This window comes from Ruegeria sp. BJ6 (assembly GCF_056537885.1).
In genome coordinates this window covers 867,249-883,162 of record NZ_JBQFSG010000001.1, presented here as the reverse complement: position 1 = coordinate 883,162, position 15,914 = coordinate 867,249, and the positions used below count along the sequence as shown (strand labels likewise).

Annotated in this window: 13 protein-coding genes; 7 read left to right on the top strand and 6 right to left on the bottom strand. The window is 59.1% G+C overall.

Going from position 1 to position 15,914, the window contains the following annotated elements; translation table 11 throughout:
- Positions 1-17 precede the first annotated feature (17 nt).
- The 4 genes from ACR0D6_RS04255 to xdhA are packed head-to-tail and all read right to left on the bottom strand — an operon-like array spanning position 18 to position 6,239.
- Positions 18-1,535, bottom strand: a complete 1,518-nt coding sequence (locus tag ACR0D6_RS04255) for an ABC transporter ATP-binding protein (protein ID WP_480764582.1) — start codon at positions 1,533-1,535, stop codon at positions 18-20.
- On the bottom strand, positions 1,532-2,467 hold the full coding sequence (xdhC, locus tag ACR0D6_RS04250) for a xanthine dehydrogenase accessory protein XdhC (protein WP_480764581.1): 936 nt from the start codon (positions 2,465-2,467) through the stop codon (positions 1,532-1,534). Before xdhC ends, ACR0D6_RS04255 begins: the two co-directional genes overlap by 4 nt.
- Positions 2,467-4,881: a xanthine dehydrogenase molybdopterin binding subunit gene (xdhB, locus tag ACR0D6_RS04245; RefSeq protein WP_480764580.1), complete on the bottom strand. Its 2,415-nt coding sequence runs from the start codon at positions 4,879-4,881 to the stop codon at positions 2,467-2,469. Before xdhB ends, xdhC begins: the two co-directional genes overlap by 1 nt.
- Positions 4,878-6,239, bottom strand: a complete 1,362-nt coding sequence (xdhA, locus tag ACR0D6_RS04240; protein WP_480764579.1) for a xanthine dehydrogenase small subunit — start codon at positions 6,237-6,239, stop codon at positions 4,878-4,880. The genes xdhB and xdhA overlap by 4 nt, the downstream gene beginning before the upstream one ends.
- Positions 6,240-6,582: 343 nt before the next feature.
- On the opposite strand from xdhA, the gene dnaE reads away from it, so the two are divergent.
- The 4 genes from dnaE to ACR0D6_RS04220 all read left to right on the top strand — a co-directional run bounded on the left by dnaE (position 6,583) and on the right by ACR0D6_RS04220 (position 11,787).
- Positions 6,583-10,083: a DNA polymerase III subunit alpha gene (gene dnaE / locus ACR0D6_RS04235; RefSeq protein ID WP_480764578.1), complete on the top strand. Its 3,501-nt coding sequence runs from the start codon at positions 6,583-6,585 to the stop codon at positions 10,081-10,083.
- Positions 10,084-10,167: 84 nt separating this feature from the next.
- Entirely contained in the window at positions 10,168-10,380 is a 213-nt protein-coding gene (locus ACR0D6_RS04230) for a YMGG-like glycine zipper-containing protein (RefSeq protein WP_170651073.1), read from the top strand.
- Between the two features lie 5 nt (positions 10,381-10,385).
- Positions 10,386-10,754, top strand: a complete 369-nt coding sequence (locus ACR0D6_RS04225) for a hypothetical protein (RefSeq protein WP_480764577.1) — start codon at positions 10,386-10,388, stop codon at positions 10,752-10,754.
- Positions 10,755-10,881: 127 nt separating this feature from the next.
- A complete protein-coding gene (locus tag ACR0D6_RS04220; protein ID WP_480764576.1) occupies positions 10,882-11,787 on the top strand; it encodes a hypothetical protein in 906 nt (301 codons plus the stop codon).
- A gap of 10 nt (positions 11,788-11,797) precedes the next feature.
- Here ACR0D6_RS04220 and ACR0D6_RS04215 read toward each other — a convergent pair whose 3' ends face one another.
- Positions 11,798-11,992, bottom strand: a complete 195-nt coding sequence (locus ACR0D6_RS04215) for a SlyX family protein (protein ID WP_170651071.1) — start codon at positions 11,990-11,992, stop codon at positions 11,798-11,800.
- A gap of 147 nt (positions 11,993-12,139) precedes the next feature.
- Between ACR0D6_RS04215 and hisS the strand changes: the two genes are divergently transcribed.
- The 3 genes from hisS to hisG are packed head-to-tail and all read left to right on the top strand — an operon-like array spanning position 12,140 to position 15,405.
- Positions 12,140-13,627: a histidine--tRNA ligase gene (hisS, locus tag ACR0D6_RS04210; protein WP_480764575.1), complete on the top strand. Its 1,488-nt coding sequence runs from the start codon at positions 12,140-12,142 to the stop codon at positions 13,625-13,627.
- 3 nt (positions 13,628-13,630) lie between these two features.
- Positions 13,631-14,719 (top strand): ATP phosphoribosyltransferase regulatory subunit, encoded by a 1,089-nt coding sequence (locus tag ACR0D6_RS04205; protein WP_170651069.1) that lies wholly within the window; start codon positions 13,631-13,633, stop codon positions 14,717-14,719.
- Entirely contained in the window at positions 14,716-15,405 is a 690-nt protein-coding gene (hisG, locus tag ACR0D6_RS04200) for an ATP phosphoribosyltransferase (protein ID WP_170651068.1), read from the top strand. The genes ACR0D6_RS04205 and hisG overlap by 4 nt, the downstream gene beginning before the upstream one ends.
- Positions 15,406-15,407: 2 nt before the next feature.
- Here the strand turns inward: hisG and ACR0D6_RS04195 are convergent, their stop codons facing one another.
- Positions 15,408-15,839 (bottom strand): DUF1489 family protein, encoded by a 432-nt coding sequence (locus tag ACR0D6_RS04195; protein WP_480764574.1) that lies wholly within the window; start codon positions 15,837-15,839, stop codon positions 15,408-15,410.
- Positions 15,840-15,914: the final 75 nt, after the last annotated feature.

Here is a 15,914-nt window from a genome sequence, read left to right as displayed (position 1 = left end):
TGAGGCGGTTCAACGGATCAAACATGCGCCACCTCCATGCCGTGTGCGCCGCCCATCATCAGGCCGATCTCGTCCACCGTCAGGCCTGCCGTTGTGCGCGGTGCACTCAGGCGTCCTTCGTTAAGGGCCGCAAAGCTGTCTGAAATCTCCATCAACTCATCCAGATCCTGACTGATGCAGATGACTGCGGTGCCTTTGGCGGCCAGATCCAGAATGGCCTGACGGATCGCGGCCGCCGCCGCCGCATCAACGCCCCATGTCGGCTGGTTCACCACCAACACATCAGGGTTCTGCAACACCTCGCGTCCGATCACGAATTTCTGCAGGTTGCCACCCGACAGCGACCGTGCCGCGTTTTCGGGGCCGGGTGTGCGTACGTCGAAGACCTCGATGATCTTTTCGGCAAAGCTCTTGGTCTCAGCCCATTTCAGGAAGCCGTTGTTTTCCAGACCTTCACGTACCGATCCGGTCAACAGGGCGTTTTCGGTCAGGCTCATATCCGGGGCCGCGGCATGACCAAGTCGTTCCTCGGGGGCTGTCAGCACGCCCAGCGTACGGCGCGCGGTAGGCCCTAGTTTGCCAATCGGTTGGCCATTGAACTTGATTGCGTCGGCGGTGGTCGGAATTTCACCTGAAAGGACTCCCAACAATTCGTCCTGCCCATTCCCGGCGACTCCGCCGATGCCAAGAACCTCGCCTTTGCGCACCGTCATATGGACGTTTTTCAGTGCCGTCCCGAATTCCGACGGCGAAGGCACCGACAAGCCGCTGACATCCAGTGCGACCTCGCCAAACTCACGTCCCGACCGTTCCGGCGTCTGCAGGGTCGAACCCACCATCATCTCGGCCATGTCCCGTGCCGAGGTTTCGTTTGGAACACATTCGCCAACATTCTTGCCCAGACGCAGGATCGTGGCGTGATCGCAGAGCGTGCGGATTTCCTCAAGCTTGTGCGAGATATACAGGATCGAAGTGCCCTCGGACCGCAATTTATTAAGCGTCTCGAAAAGGATATCAACCTCTTGCGGGGTGAGAACCGATGTCGGTTCATCCATGATCAATAGCTTGGGCTCCTGCAACAGACAGCGGATGATCTCGACCCGTTGACGCTCACCCGCCGAGAGGTCACCAACCGTTCGGAAAGGGTCCAGCGGCAGACCGTAGGTCTCCGAGACTTCGCGGATACGCGAGGCCAGATCACCCATCGGCGGCGGGTTCTCCATCCCAAGTGCGATGTTCTCGGCCACGTTCAGCGCGTCAAACAGCGAAAAGTGTTGAAACACCATCGCAATCCCATCAGCCCGTGCGGCGCGGGGTTCGGGTGGCGCGTAGGGCTGGCCGCGCAACAGCATCGTACCGCTGTCAGGCTTGACCAGCCCATAGATCATTTTGACCAGAGTGGATTTGCCTGCGCCGTTTTCGCCCAGCAGCGCATGAACTTCGCCCTCGCCGATATCGAACGAGACAGTGTCGTTGGCCACGACGCCGGGATAGGCTTTGGTCAGGCCTTGCAGGCTCAGAAGTGGTGTGGTCACGCGCTCAGATCCTTCTTCAAGTCGTTTTGCAGGGCGGGGCGCAGGATTTGCGCCGCGACGCCAACCGCGATCATCTGCGGATGTTTGCCCAAGCCCGGATCACCGATCGGGCAGGTGATCCGGCTTACCCGTTCAGGCAAATGCCCCAACGCAGCAAGACGAGAGCGGAACCGCGCCCATTTGGTAGCCGAGCCAATCAGGCCCGCAAAGCGGAAATCGTGCAAAAGCAGCCTGTTGCACAGCTCCAAATCCAGATTGTGTGAATAAGTAAGCACCAGATGCTCGGCGTCGCGCGGCGCGTGACGAACCAGTTCCGCTGGTTTGGCGGCTGGCACGACCGTCACGCCGTTCGGCACTGTTTCAGGAAATCGCTCCGGCCCTGTATCAACCCAGGTGATTGCCAGATCGGGCAGGGGCGAAAGAACATCAACCAGCGCCCGGCCCACATGACCAGCGCCCCAGATCCACAGGTCGCGGGCCGGTTTGTGCACTGGTTCGATCATCCATCCGTCAAGCAGCTGCGGTTCTGGCTGAACACCTTGTCCACGCGCGCGGTTCAGCAAACGCTTGACGGACAGAGGCATTTCACCAGCCGAAACCGGACGTGCAATCATCGTGTCATCCAGACGATTCACGGCTTTCAGGTCATAGACCTCACTCAGCAGGGTGACCGCACCGCCGCAGCACTGGCCAAGGTCCGGACCAAGCGCGTGTTGGGTCAGTTTTCTTTGCGAGTTCTGATGACGTGCCGCCTCAGCGGCCTGAAATTCCAGCGTGCCGCCGCCGATCGTGCCAGACTGCCCATTGTCCCAAACAAGCATCGCGGCACCGACTTCGCGGGGGGACGACCCCTTGATCCCGGCGATAACCACCCGGACCACAGACCCATGGGTTTTGACCGCCTCCCTCAAAGCTTCCCGATCAAATCCCATCAGATGCCTCCCTTCATCCGCTGAACACCGCGCCACACTTCCTCGGCCGTGGCAGGTGCATCTAACGCCGGGTAGGCGTCTCCACAGGCAGCGACCGCATTCGACAGGGCGAGCCATGCGGAAATCCCCAGCATGAAGGGCGGTTCACCGACCGCCTTCGAGCGGTAGATCGTGTCCTCGCGGTTTTGCCCATCCCACAGCGCGACATTGAAAATGTCGGGGCGATCCGAACAGGCAGGGATTTTGTAGGTCGACGGTGCATGCGTGCGCAGCCGCCCCTGATCGTCCCAGACCAGTTCCTCAGTCGTCAGCCAACCTGCACCCTGAACGTATCCACCTTCGACCTGACCTACATCCAGAGCTGGGTTCAGCGACGCCCCGGCATCATGCAGGATATCTGTGCGCAGAATGCGGTTTTCACCTGTCAGGGTGTCAACTGCCACTTCGGTTACGGATGCACCATAGGCGAAGTAAAAGAACGGACGACCGTGTCCCTTGATCCGGTCCCATTCGATCTTTGGAGTTTTGTAGTAACCGGTCGCTGACAGGCTGACCCGCCCCTGATAGGTGAGGGCCGCAGCCTCGGCGAAACTGTAGCGTTCCCCGCCGACTTCGACATGTCCGTCGCTGAATTTGACGGTGGCGGCGTCTGCCTGATGCCGCTCGGCCAGATAGGCCGCCATTCGGTCGCAGATCGTGTCGCAGGCTGCCTTGACCGCCATGCCGTTCAGATCGCTGCCAGATGAGGCCGCGGTTGCCGATGTGTTGGGCACTTTGGCGGTATCCGTGGCGGTGATCTTGATCATCTCAAGCGGAATGCCAAATCGAGACGCGGCGACCTGCGCCACCTTCTGGAACAGACCTTGCCCCATCTCTGTGCCGCCATGGTTCAGATGCACCGAGCCGTCCTGATACACATGTACCAGTGCGCCCGCCTGATTCAGGTGGGTCAATGTGAACGAGATGCCGAACTTGACCGGTGAAAAGGCGATACCCTTCTTGATCACCCGGTTCTCTGCGTTCCACTTTGCGATTGCCGCCTTGCGCGCCGCATAGTCGCTGGATTTCAGCAGGGCTTCGGTCATACCGTGCAACTCGAAATCGGTAACTTCCATGCCATACGGCGTCGTGTTACCGCCTTCGGGCACCGGACGGACCGGCGGCGGAGTGGTCACCTGTTCAACCGCGCCGAGGCTGGTCAGATCCTCATGCGGATCGACATGTCCCAACGGACGTTCAGGAATATGGGTTGGTTCGATCACCGGGCTGTGTGCGGCCTCATAATAGTTGCGGCGGCGCAACTCGACCGGGTCCAGCCCCAGCTCATGAGCGGCATGATCCATGACCCGTTCGATCCCGACCATACCCTGCGGGCCGCCAAACCCACGATAGGCGGTGGCGGATTGCGTGTTGGTTTTCAGCCGGTGGCTTTCGATCCGGGCGTTCGGCAACAGGTAGGCGTTGTCCGAATGCAGCATGGCGCGGTCCGCAACGGGCAGGGAAAGGTCCTGTGCCCACCCGCAGATGGCATGATGCAGAAATGAAACGCCCTGTATGTGGCCGTGCTCATCAAACCCTGCACGGTACGCGATACGGAAAGCGTGGCGTTTGCCGGTGATCACCATGTCATCGTCGCGGTCATAGCGCATTTTGCAGGCTTTGCCGGTGGCGCGGGCAGTAACTGCACAGGCGACGGCCAGCGCATTGCCCTGGCTTTCCTTGCCGCCGAACCCTCCGCCCATGCGGCGGGTTTCAACGCGCACGCCATGCATCGGTACGCCCAACGCATCAGCCACTTTGTGCTGAATCTCAGTCGGGTGCTGGGTCGAGGAATGCACCAGCATGTCCCCGCCCTCATTCGGCACGGCCAGAGCGGCCTGACCTTCGAGATAGAAATGCTCCTGACCGCCCAGTTCAAACGCGGCTTCGATCACATGTGCCGAATTTGCAATGGCACTGTCGACATCACCCTTGGCATAGATGCGCGGCCCTTCCTCGAACCGGCTGTCGGCCGCGAGTGCCTCTTCGATTGTCAGGATCGGCGTTTCCTCGGCGTATTCGACCTTGCCGAGTTGCGCGGCCTTGCGTGCCGCCAGATGGCTGGTCGCAGCCACAAGGAAAACAGGTTGGCCTACATAGTTGACGGTTCCGTCCGACAACATTGGTTCATCATGGATAGAAGGCGAGACGTCGTTGGCGAAAGGCAGATCGTCAGCAGTCATCACCATGACGACACCTTCGGCGGCCTTCACTGCAGACAGGTCCATCGCCGTGATCTTGCCCTTGGCGATGGGGCTGAGGCCAAAGGCCAGATGTAACGATCCCTTGGGGGTGGGAATGTCATCCACATAACGCGCCGTTCCCGAGACATGAAGCGGGGCGGCGTCGTGGGGCAGGGGTTTGGTCACGCTCATGCCGACACCTCCAGCACATTTGTCACTTCACCCTGATCCTCGAGGAAGTACCGTTCCAGCATGGCTTTGGCCGTCTCCAGCCGATAGCTGGCCGAGGCGCGCATATCCGACATCGGAGTATAGTCTTCGGCAAAGGCAGGCAGTGCCGTCTGCACGGTCTCGGTTGTCCACTGTTTGCCGATCAAAGCGGCCTCGACAGTTTTGGCCCGTTTCGGAATACCGGCCATGCCGCCGAACGCAATCCTTGCGCTGGTCACGGTACCGTCCGTGACGGTTATATTGAAACATCCACAGACGGCGGAAATATCCTGATCGAACCGCTTGCTGAGCTTGTAGCATTTCAGCCGGTCCGCCTGCCGTTTGAAGCTGACGGCCTCGACGAATTCACCGGGTGTGCGGTCTTGCTTACCATAATCGACAAAGAAATCTTCCAGCGGCATCGAACGGCGCGTATCGCCCTTGCGCAGATGCAACGTTGCATCCAGCGCGATGAGGGCTGGAGGGTTGTCTCCGATAGGTGAGCCGTTGGCGATGTTGCCGCCGACGGTGGCCGCATGACGGACCTGAACGCTGGCGTAACGGCGGATCATCTCGGCGTAGGACGGATACAGATCGGCCAGTGCTTCGCCCATACGGTTCATGTCGACCATGGCACCAAAGCGGATTTCGTCTTCAGTGATCGTGATCTCTTTCAGGTCGTCGCAGCGGTTGAGGAAAATCACCGGGTCCAGATTGCGCAACTGCTTGGTGACCCAAAGACCCACATCGGTCGCTCCAGCGACCAGAGTGGCATCCGGGTGCTGCGCATAGACAGCGGCCAATTCGTCGGACGAGCCGGGCAGCATGGGCGGCGTTGCCTGCGGGCCAACCGGCTTATCCTTGATCCAGACCGGAACGGGATGCTCTTCGGTGGCCTTGGCGGCACGAATGATCGGCGCGTAACCGGTGCAACGGCACAGATTGCCTGCAAGCTGGTTGTCATGATCCGTCGCGCCATTGGTGTGACTTGCAACCATCGACATGACAAAGCCGGGGGTACAGAAACCGCATTGTGACCCATGCAGATCAACCATCGCCTGCTGGGCCGGATGGGCCTCTCCGTTCGGTCCGCTCGCACCTTCGACGGTGCGCACGGCCTTGCCGTGTAGTTGAGGCAGGAACAGGATGCACGAGTTCAGCGCCTTGGCGCCATCCTCATCCGTCACCATGACAGTGCAGGCACCGCAATCGCCTTCGTTACAGCCCTCCTTGGTGCCGGTCAGGCCGCGATCCTCGCGCAGCCAGTCCAGCAGCGTGGCCGTCGGATCGACATCCGCCAACTCCACTGTCTCTCCGTTCAGAAGAAACGCGATATTCATTCGTGAAACCCGTCGCCTTACCCGGTTGCGCCCATGTGGTGCTCTCCTTCGATGCGACGTAGAAAGAGTAGCGGGCTGATAGCTTGCCGACAGATGTTAGAAAGGGCTGGCGCGATCTGGCAAGAAAAACTGCCCCTAAGATACAGCATTACCTTCCTCCAACGTTGTTTCGATCTGTCCGATAGCGGCCTAGAATTATGAAACTACAGCATTTTTCCTCTGGAGTGAATAGCGTCCCCCGAAGCACCTTCTGGAAAAGCCGAATAATCCAGAGCGATTTTTTAGCTGTTCAACGGGTCGGTTCCGGCTTTTTCACGACGCCCGACTGAGGTAGCGTCGGCGCATGAGCAGCACCCCTCGATTCATTCATCTCCGCGTTCACACCGAATATTCCCTTCTGGAAGGCGCCGTGCGGCTGAAGAAGCTGCCGGGTCTTTGTGACAAGTTGGAGATGCCCGCCGTCGCGGTGACGGACACCAACAGCATGTTTTCGGCTTTGGAGTTCTCGGTGACCGCAAGTGGGGCGGGGGTGCAGCCGATCATGGGTTGTCAGGTCGATCTGACCTATGTGCAGGCGCAGCCGGGGGAAAAACCTAAGGCCCCAGCACCGCTCGTGCTACTGGCGCAGTCTGAGGTTGGGTATGAAAACCTGATGAAGCTCAGCTCCTGCCTCTATGTGGACAAGGGCGGGCAACTGCCACAGGTCACGTTGGAAGAGTTGGCCGAACGCTCAGACGGTCTGATCTGTCTGTCCGGCGGGCCGGAGGGGCCGGTTGGGATGCTGCTGCAGCAAGGCCAGCGCCCGGCGGCCGAGGTTTTGGTGGACCGTCTTGCAACCGTGTTCCCCGATCGTCTTTACATCGAGCTTCAGCGACATCCGGGCGAAGACGGACGGCCCGAGGCTGAGCGCCTGACCGAGCGTGGCCATGTGGAAATGGCCTATGCGAAGAACCTGCCGCTGGTGGCCACCAACGATGTGTATTTCCCGACATCAGACATGTACGAGGCGCACGATGCGCTGATCTGTATCTCGGAAGGCGCCTATGTCGACCAGCAGGAAGGTCGCCGCCGCCTGACCGCGCAGCACTACTTCAAATCGCAGCAGGAGATGGTGACGCTGTTCGCCGATCTGCCCGAGGCAATCGAAAACACGGTCGAGATCGCCAAACGCTGCGCTTTCATGGCCTATCGCCGTGATCCGATCCTGCCGAAATTCGCTGATGACGAGGTGGCCGAACTACGCCGCATCGCCAATGATGGCCTGCAAAAGCGTCTGGCGGTGATCCCTCATGCGGTGACACCGGAAGAGTATCAAGAGCGGCTGGATTTCGAGCTTGGCATCATCGAAGGCATGGGGTTTCCCGGCTACTTCCTGATCGTTGCGGACTTTATTCAATGGTCCAAGGATCACGACATTCCGGTGGGGCCGGGGCGGGGTTCGGGTGCGGGATCGCTGGTGGCCTATGCGCTGACGATCACCGACCTTGACCCGTTGCGCTATTCGCTGCTGTTCGAACGGTTCCTGAATCCCGAACGGGTTTCGATGCCCGACTTCGATATCGACTTCTGCATGGATCGCCGCGAAGAAGTGATCCGTTACGTGCAGCAGAAGTACGGGCGCGACAAGGTGGGGCAAATCATCACCTTTGGTGCGCTGTTGTCGAAGGCTGCTGTGCGCGACATCGGACGGGTTCTGCAAATGCCTTATGGGCAGGTGGACCGCCTGTCCAAGATGATCCCTGTTGAAGGGGTTAAACCCGTTTCCATCGAAAAGGCGCTGAAAGACGAACCCCGCCTGCGCGAAGAAGCCCGCAATGAAGAGGTGGTGGGGCGTCTGCTTACCTACGGCCAACAGGTAGAAGGTTTGCTGCGGAACGCCTCGACCCACGCGGCGGGTGTGGTGATCGGCGACCGGCCGCTGGACGCGCTGGTGCCGCTGTATCAGGATCCGCGGTCCGACATGCCCGCGACCCAGTTCAATATGAAATGGGTGGAACAAGCTGGGCTGGTGAAGTTTGACTTTCTGGGTTTGAAAACCTTGACCGTGATCCAGAACGCGATGGATCTGATTTTCAAATCTGGGCGCCCGTTGCACGTCGCGGCGGACGGAACCGAACTCTATGAACCTGCCGAAGGGGCTGAGAACCAGATCAACGCCATCCCGCTGGATGATGAGGCGACATACAAGCTCTACTCGGCGGCCAAGACGGTGGCGGTGTTCCAGGTGGAAAGCTCGGGCATGATGGATGCGCTCAAGCGCATGAAACCCACCTGTATCGAGGATATCGTGGCCCTTGTGGCGCTGTACCGCCCCGGCCCGATGGAGAATATCCCGACCTATTGCGAGGTCAAGAACGGGCTGCGCAAGATCGAATCCGTGCATCCGCTGATCGATCACATCCTTGAGGAAACTCAGGGCATCATCGTTTATCAGGAACAGGTGATGCAGATCGCGCAGGTCATGGCCGGGTACAGCCTTGGTGGTGCTGACCTGCTGCGCCGCGCGATGGGTAAGAAGATCAAAGAGGCGATGGACGCCGAACGCCCGAAATTCGAAAAGGGCGCGGGCGAGAATGGCGTGGATGCCAAGAAGGCCTCCGAGGTTTTCGACTTGCTCGAGAAATTCGCCAACTACGGCTTCAACAAATCTCACGCCGCCGCCTATGCAGTGGTGAGTTATCAGACCGGCTGGCTAAAGGCGAACCACCCGGTCGAGTTCATGGCGGGCGTCATGAACTGTGATATCCACCTGACCGACAAGCTGGCGGTCTATTTCGAAGAGGTCCGCAAGGGGCTGGAACTGCCCTACGTGCCACCCTGCGTGAACCGCTCTCAGGCGACCTTCGACGTAGTCGAAGGGCATCTGGTCTATGCGCTGGGCGCGCTCAAGAACGTCGGCGTCGAGGCGATGAACCTTGTGGTCGAAGGGCGTGCCGACAAGCCGTTTGTGAACCTGTTCGACTTTGCCCGCCGCGTTGATCTGAAAAAGGTGGGCAAGCGCCCGCTCGAAATGATGGCACGGGCTGGGGCATTTGATGAGTTGGACAAAAACCGTCGCCGGGTATTCGACAGTCTGGAGCCGCTGGTGCAGTATTCGGCGGCGATCCATGAACAGAAGAACTCCAATCAGGTTTCGCTGTTCGGCGAGGCAGGGGATGATCTGCCTGAACCCCGCCTGTCGCCCACAGCCGACTGGCTGCCTGCGGAACGGTTGAGTGAAGAATTCAAGGCCATCGGTTTCTATCTGTCTGGCCATCCCCTTGATGATTACATGCCCGCCTTGAAGCGCAAACAGGTCCTTACGTTGGACGATGTGATGGAAAAGGCCCGCTCGGGCCCGCTGATTGCCAAGATGGCCGGCGTCGTCGCCGGTCGGCAGGAGCGTAAATCCGCGCGCGGCAACCGTTTCGCCTTTGCTCAGCTATCGGATCCAACCGGCGCGTATGAAGTTACGTTGTTCTCTGAAACGCTGGAGAAAAGCCGAGAGTTTCTGGAAACCGGTGCGCATGTCGTTTTGACTGCCGAGGCGACAATGGAGGCCGATCAGTTGAAATTGCTGGGCCGGTCTGTCGGTCCAATCGATGCGGCCGTGGCCGAGGCCGGAGCGACCGGATTGCGGGTTTTCGTAGAGGACGCGCAGGTGGTGCCAACGTTTGCGAACGTCCTTGAAGATGCGGCCACGGCAGCGCGTGGCGCGTCCAAAGGCCCGATACAGCTTTGCCTTCTCGACCCCGGTCTTCCGGGTGAGGTGGAAATGGATCTTGGTCAGGATTTTCCGATCAACCCGCAGATCAAGGGCGCCATCAAGTCTCTGGAAGGTGTCCTGTCGGTCGAGGAACTCTGATCCTTCGTTTTGTTGCCACAATGAAGGTGCCCGGTTAGGCTGAGTGGTATATCCTATTGGGTCATGCCACAGGAGGGCTCTGACATGACGATTTCAGGTATTTGTTTCAGATCACTGGGTTTCGCGGCGGTCGTATCTCTGGCGACTGCATCTGCCGGGTTGGCGGATGACAAAAAGAAAGACAACACAATCAAAGGGGCAGTGGTCGGCGCGGGTGTAGGCGCGTTGATCGGTGACGGGAAAGGTGCTGCAGCGGGTGCCGTGGCAGGTGCCATTATCGGACGTAACTGGAAGTGAATGCGATGCGATTTAACACATTAAAAACACTGACCTTTGTTGCCTTCACTGTCACTCCGATTGCGGCTCAGGCAGATGAAGAAGCGGATCAGATGGTACAGGATGCCTTGCCGGTGATGTACCACACCTGTGCATCTGTAGTTGAAGAGGCGGACGGAGATGAGACCTTTGTTTTGGCGGTCGTCGAAAAAATGACAGCCCTGTCCATCTACAACCGCCAGATCAATATCGAAGAGCATGCCTCGTCGGACGAGGACAAGGCCAAACTGCGCGAGACGTTTCTGACCGCTTTGTCTGAAGGTTGCGCCGAAGACAAGAATGCGCTGCTGGGTGGCGTTGTCGACAACGCTGTGAAAACGACGCTGGGCTTGTAACCAATTGGTGGTTTGGGTCGCCTATCACTGGGCCAAGGTACTCTCGACTAAGCTTTGGTGCGTCTTATTCTGGCCAACATCCTGAGCGATATGCAGCGTAGAATACTACAACCTATGTGTGCGCAGCATGTTCAAACTGATTTACAGGCAACGTCGCCGACTTCTGTTCGGGACGTTTTTCTTGATGATGACTGTCGCCTTTCAACATCAGGAGCAATTTGAAGGGCAATTTGTAGAAATGGTGGCCACCGCAGGCCCGTTCATCACGTGGCTGGCCCTTGGTCTGACTATCGTGCTGGTCAGCGGCATCGTGTTTGCCGGTTTTGCACTGCTTGTTCTGATCTTCCGCCGTTTGCGAATGATGGTTGAAATGCTCACTTTCTGGGCTTTTCTCAATGTCACACTTAAGCCTGCAGAACGTCTGGCTGATCAATTCAACCTATCAGACGTTTTAACAGCGATCATAACCCTCGCATTGCTCCTGAGCTTTATCTCCATCACCTACGGGACTGTTTTGGACGGGTTTCGCTTTGGTCTGGATTGGAAATCCAAACGCCGCGTGCGTGTGCGGCAACCCATTGAGAAAGTCTGGCCTGCTTTTGCGCTGGCCGAATGTGGCGCAAGCTCGAGCTGGGAACAGTTATTGTATGACGCGCAACCCGTTCCGGGAAATCCAGACAGCTTTGACGTTTCTTACCTAATGGGGCCATCCATTTTTCAAAAGCAGCAGCAAACCGTGCTGGAATGCGATGCGCCAAATCGCTACCACTATTCTTTCTCTGGAAATTCAAATCCTAAGAACCGGCGTCTGACGGACGGAGAGTTCGATGTAACGCTTGAACCAGATGGCAAGGGCGGAACTTTCGTTACCGCTTACCAGCACAACAAGGCAATGCTGCCACGTACAGCGCTGGCACTTTGGTTCGATGATCAGCTTGGCGATGCTCTGGATGGTTTTGCAGCAAGGATGCGTGGTCGGCGCGATTGGTCAATGACCGGGTTGGAGCATCGCAAGATTCTAAGCCTGGCATGATTTAGCCCGCTCAATAGTGCGGCGGGCGTTCGTCGCCCAGCACAACCCCGCCCGAACCTTCCTGCGCCCGCTCGGCCTCGCGTTGCAGCAGCATTTCGACCCGCCGGGTCAGCCGGTCGATCTCGTCCTGTTGCCGGGTGACGACTGTGTTCAGGTCTTCAACCGTACGGGTCAGGTGGGCGATCTGTTCTTCCAGTTGCTGCATGGGGTGCTCCTGTTTCCATCCTGCTCATAGCGCTGTCATGGCCGACTGACCAGAGAAAGCGCACCCTGCGGCAGTGGGTTGGCTTGCCCCGATGCAGGCCATGAGATAGACCGCGCGCGGAACATGAAAATCCCAAGGACGCCCCATATGGCCAAGCCCAAGAAACAGCCCCGCCCCAAGGCCATTACGCCGAAAGGGTTCCGCGACTATTTCGGCCAGGAAGTTTCGCAGCGCACCGAGATGCTGCGGGCTATTGCAGACGTCTATCATCGTTATGGGTTTGACGCGCTGGAGAGCAGCGCGGTCGAGACCGTCGAAGCGCTGGGCAAGTTCCTTCCGGATGTGGATCGTCCGAACGAGGGCGTCTTTGCATGGCAGGAATTCGACGAAGGTGGCAACGGCGACTGGATGGCCCTGCGCTACGACCTGACCGCGCCTTTGGCCCGCGTCTACGCCCAGCACCGCAATGATCTTCCAACGCCTTATCGCCGCTATGCGATGGGGCCGGTCTGGCGCAACGAAAAGCCGGGACCGGGGCGCTATCGCCAGTTCTATCAGTGTGATGCGGATACGGTCGGCACGGCCTCGATGGCGGCGGACGCCGAGATCTGCGCAATGCTGTCGGACACTCTGGAAACCGTCGGCATTCCGCGTGGTGACTATCTGGTGCGTGTCAACAACCGCAAGGTTCTGAACGGCGTGCTTGAGGCGATGGGGCTGGGTGAAGACGCCGCGGCCCGAGACAACGTCCTGCGCACCATCGACAAGTTCGACAAAGTGGGCGAGCAGGGCGTACGCGAACTGCTGACCAAGGGCCGTTTGGATGCATCCGGTGCGTTCATCGATGGTGTGGGTCTCAGCGACGATCAGGCCGAGCCTGTGATTGCCTTCCTGACCTCCAAGGCTGCGGAAACTGCTGGCACGCTGGCAAACCTGCGTGCTGCAGTAGGGGACAGCAAGATTGGCGCGGACGGTATCGCCGAACTGGAACAAATCGGCGCGCTGCTGGCGGCGGGCGGATACGGTGCGGACCGGATCGAGATTGATCCGTCTGTCGTGCGTGGTCTGGGATATTACACCGGCCCTGTATATGAGGCCGAACTGACCTTTGAGATTTTCGACGAAAAGGGCCGCAAGCGGCAGTTCGGATCGGTCTCGGGCGGTGGACGCTACGACGATCTGGTCAAACGCTTTACCGGGCAGGAAGTGCCTGCGACGGGTGTGTCGATTGGCGTCGACCGTCTTCTGGCCGCCCTGCACGAAAAGGGTCGGGTAAGTTCGCAGGCCACGGGCCCTGTGGTCGTTACCGTCATGGACCGCGACCGCATGGCCGACTATCTGGCGATGGTGGCCGAGTTGCGCAATGCCGGTATCCGGGCCGAGGTGTATTTGGGCAACCCCAAGAATTTCGGCAATCAGTTGAAATACGCGGACAAGCGGAACTCTCCGATCGCCGTGATCGAAGGCGGTGATGAAAAGGCAGGTGGCATCGTGCAGATCAAGGACCTTATCCTTGGCGCCAAGATCGCCGAAAGCGCCACGCTGGAGGAATGGAAAGAACGCCCCAGCCAGTTCGAAGTGCCGCGCGGCGATCTGGTTTCCAAAGTGCGTGAAATTCTCGACAGTCAGGGCTAGGCGATGCCAAACCGTTCCCAGATACAGGCCCGCGCCGCGATGATGCGCGTGCGATTTGAGGCCGCCGGCGCGCAGGTCGTGGACCCGCCGCTGTTGCAACCGGCAGAATTGTTGCTCGACCTTTATGGTGAGGACATTCGCGCGCGCGCCTATGTGACCTCGGACGCGCTGCGGGGCGAGCAGATGCTGCGCCCCGATTTCACGATGCCTGTCGTGCAGATGCATATGAGCGACGGGGCCGAGCCTGCGCGTTACACCTATTCGGGTGAAGTTTTCCGCCGTCAGGAACATGACCCCGACCGGGCCAATGAGTACATTCAGGTCGGATACGAGGTCTTTGACCGCGATGATCCCGCCGGAGCGGATGCCGAAGTGTTTTCGCTGTTCGCGCTCCAGCTGCGTGGTCTGCCTTTGCGCGCGGCGACAGGTGACATCGGTATTCTGACTGCTGCCGTGCAAGGTCTTCGTACAACGGATCGGCGCAAGGCCGCGCTGATGCGGCACCTATGGCGTCCTCGCCGATTTCGTATTCTGCTGGACCGGTTCGCGGGTCGTAAACCGGCCCCCGAGGGCCGGAACGCCTTGCTGGATGCGACGGATCCGATGGCTTTTGACGCGCCCATGATCGGTAAGCGCCGTGCCGCAGAGATCGAGGCGCGGATTGCTGCATTGCGCGAAGACCGTGACACACCGCCAATTTCCGACAACGAGCTGGCGGGGCTGGAAACCTTGCTCAACGTGCGCGAGACCATGCCCTTTGCGCTGGAACAACTGCGCGATGTGGCCGTCGATCTGCCACAGATCACGCCCGCGCTGGATCGGCTTGAGGCCCGGATCGCCTCGCTTCAGGCGCGTGGCGTTGACGTTGAGCGGCTGGATTTCGAAGCCGCTTATGGCCGTACGTCGATGGAATATTATGACGGATTCGTCTTTGGTTTCTATGCCGAAGGGCGCCCCGATCTGCCGCCCATCGCAACCGGTGGCCGTTATGATGCGCTGACACGGCAACTGGGAAATGGTGCCGAAATCCCCGCAGTCGGAGGTGTTTTGCGCCCGGACCTGATGCTTGAAATCGAGGAGGCGTCCCAATGAGCCTTAAGCTGGGCGTACCTTCCAAGGGCCGGTTGATGGAAAAGACATTCTCGTGGTTCGACAAGCGTGGCATCACATTGTCGCGCAGCGGTTCGGATCGTGAGTATGCAGGAAAAGTCGATGGGATTGACGGGGTTTCCCTGATCCTGCTGTCCGCCGGAGAAATTCCCCGTGAACTGGCGGCAGGGCGCATCCACATGGGTGTGACCGGTACCGATCTGGTGCACGAAAAACTGCCGCGTTGGGAACAGCAGGTCGAGGAGGTCTCGCTCTTGGGCTTCGGTCAGGCGGATCTGGTCATCGCGGCTCCGGCCTGTTGGGTGGACGTTGATACTCTGGATGACCTTGATGCAGCGGCGGCAGCGTTTCGGCAGGCCCATGGGCACCGTCTGCGGATCGCAACCAAGTATCACCGTCTGGTGCGTGAATTCCTGACGGATGCGGGGGTGGCAGACTACACTTTGGTCGACAGTCAGGGCGCGACCGAAGGCACGGTAGTTAACGAGACTGCCGAGGCCATCGCCGATATCACCTCGACCGGTGAGACATTGCGCGCCAACCACCTGAAAATCCTGCCAGACGGGCTAATCCTGCGATCGCAGGCGACCCTGTGGCGCAGTCGCGTGGCCAGTTACGATGCAGCAGACAAGAAGGTTCTGTCTGAACTGATGGATCGGCTGAGCTGATCTTACAGCACACCGATCTCGGCCAGGGCGCGATTTAGGTCGTCGGGCAGGGCATCGTCCTGTGATTTGCCTTTGGGCAGGTCAGGTGGCGTGTCTTCGGGCTTCAGGTATCGCCAGCCCTGAAACGGGCGCTTTTGCGCGTTTTGTGTGCGGTGAACCTCGGGCTCCAGCACGATGCCGCAGCGGCGGATGCCGTCTTGGCCCGTCACCTCATCCATTCGCAGAATACGCTGACGGCACTGAACGACGCCCTTGATCACCCAGTAGATCGATCCGCCGTTCAGAATTTCGGCCTCACGCTTGGGCCACATGCGGGTGATGTGGCGCGGCAGCCCGTCGTCAAAGCGTTGCCGATAGCTGTCCTGCCACGCAATCAGCGAATCCACGCTTTCCGACCCGACCGAGAGTTTTATGAGGTTTACGTACTTATCCACAGCTTTCCCACAGAGTCGTCCCAAGCCCACCTTATATATTGTAGCTCAAGATCGGATGTCATCAAGTTGTTGTGG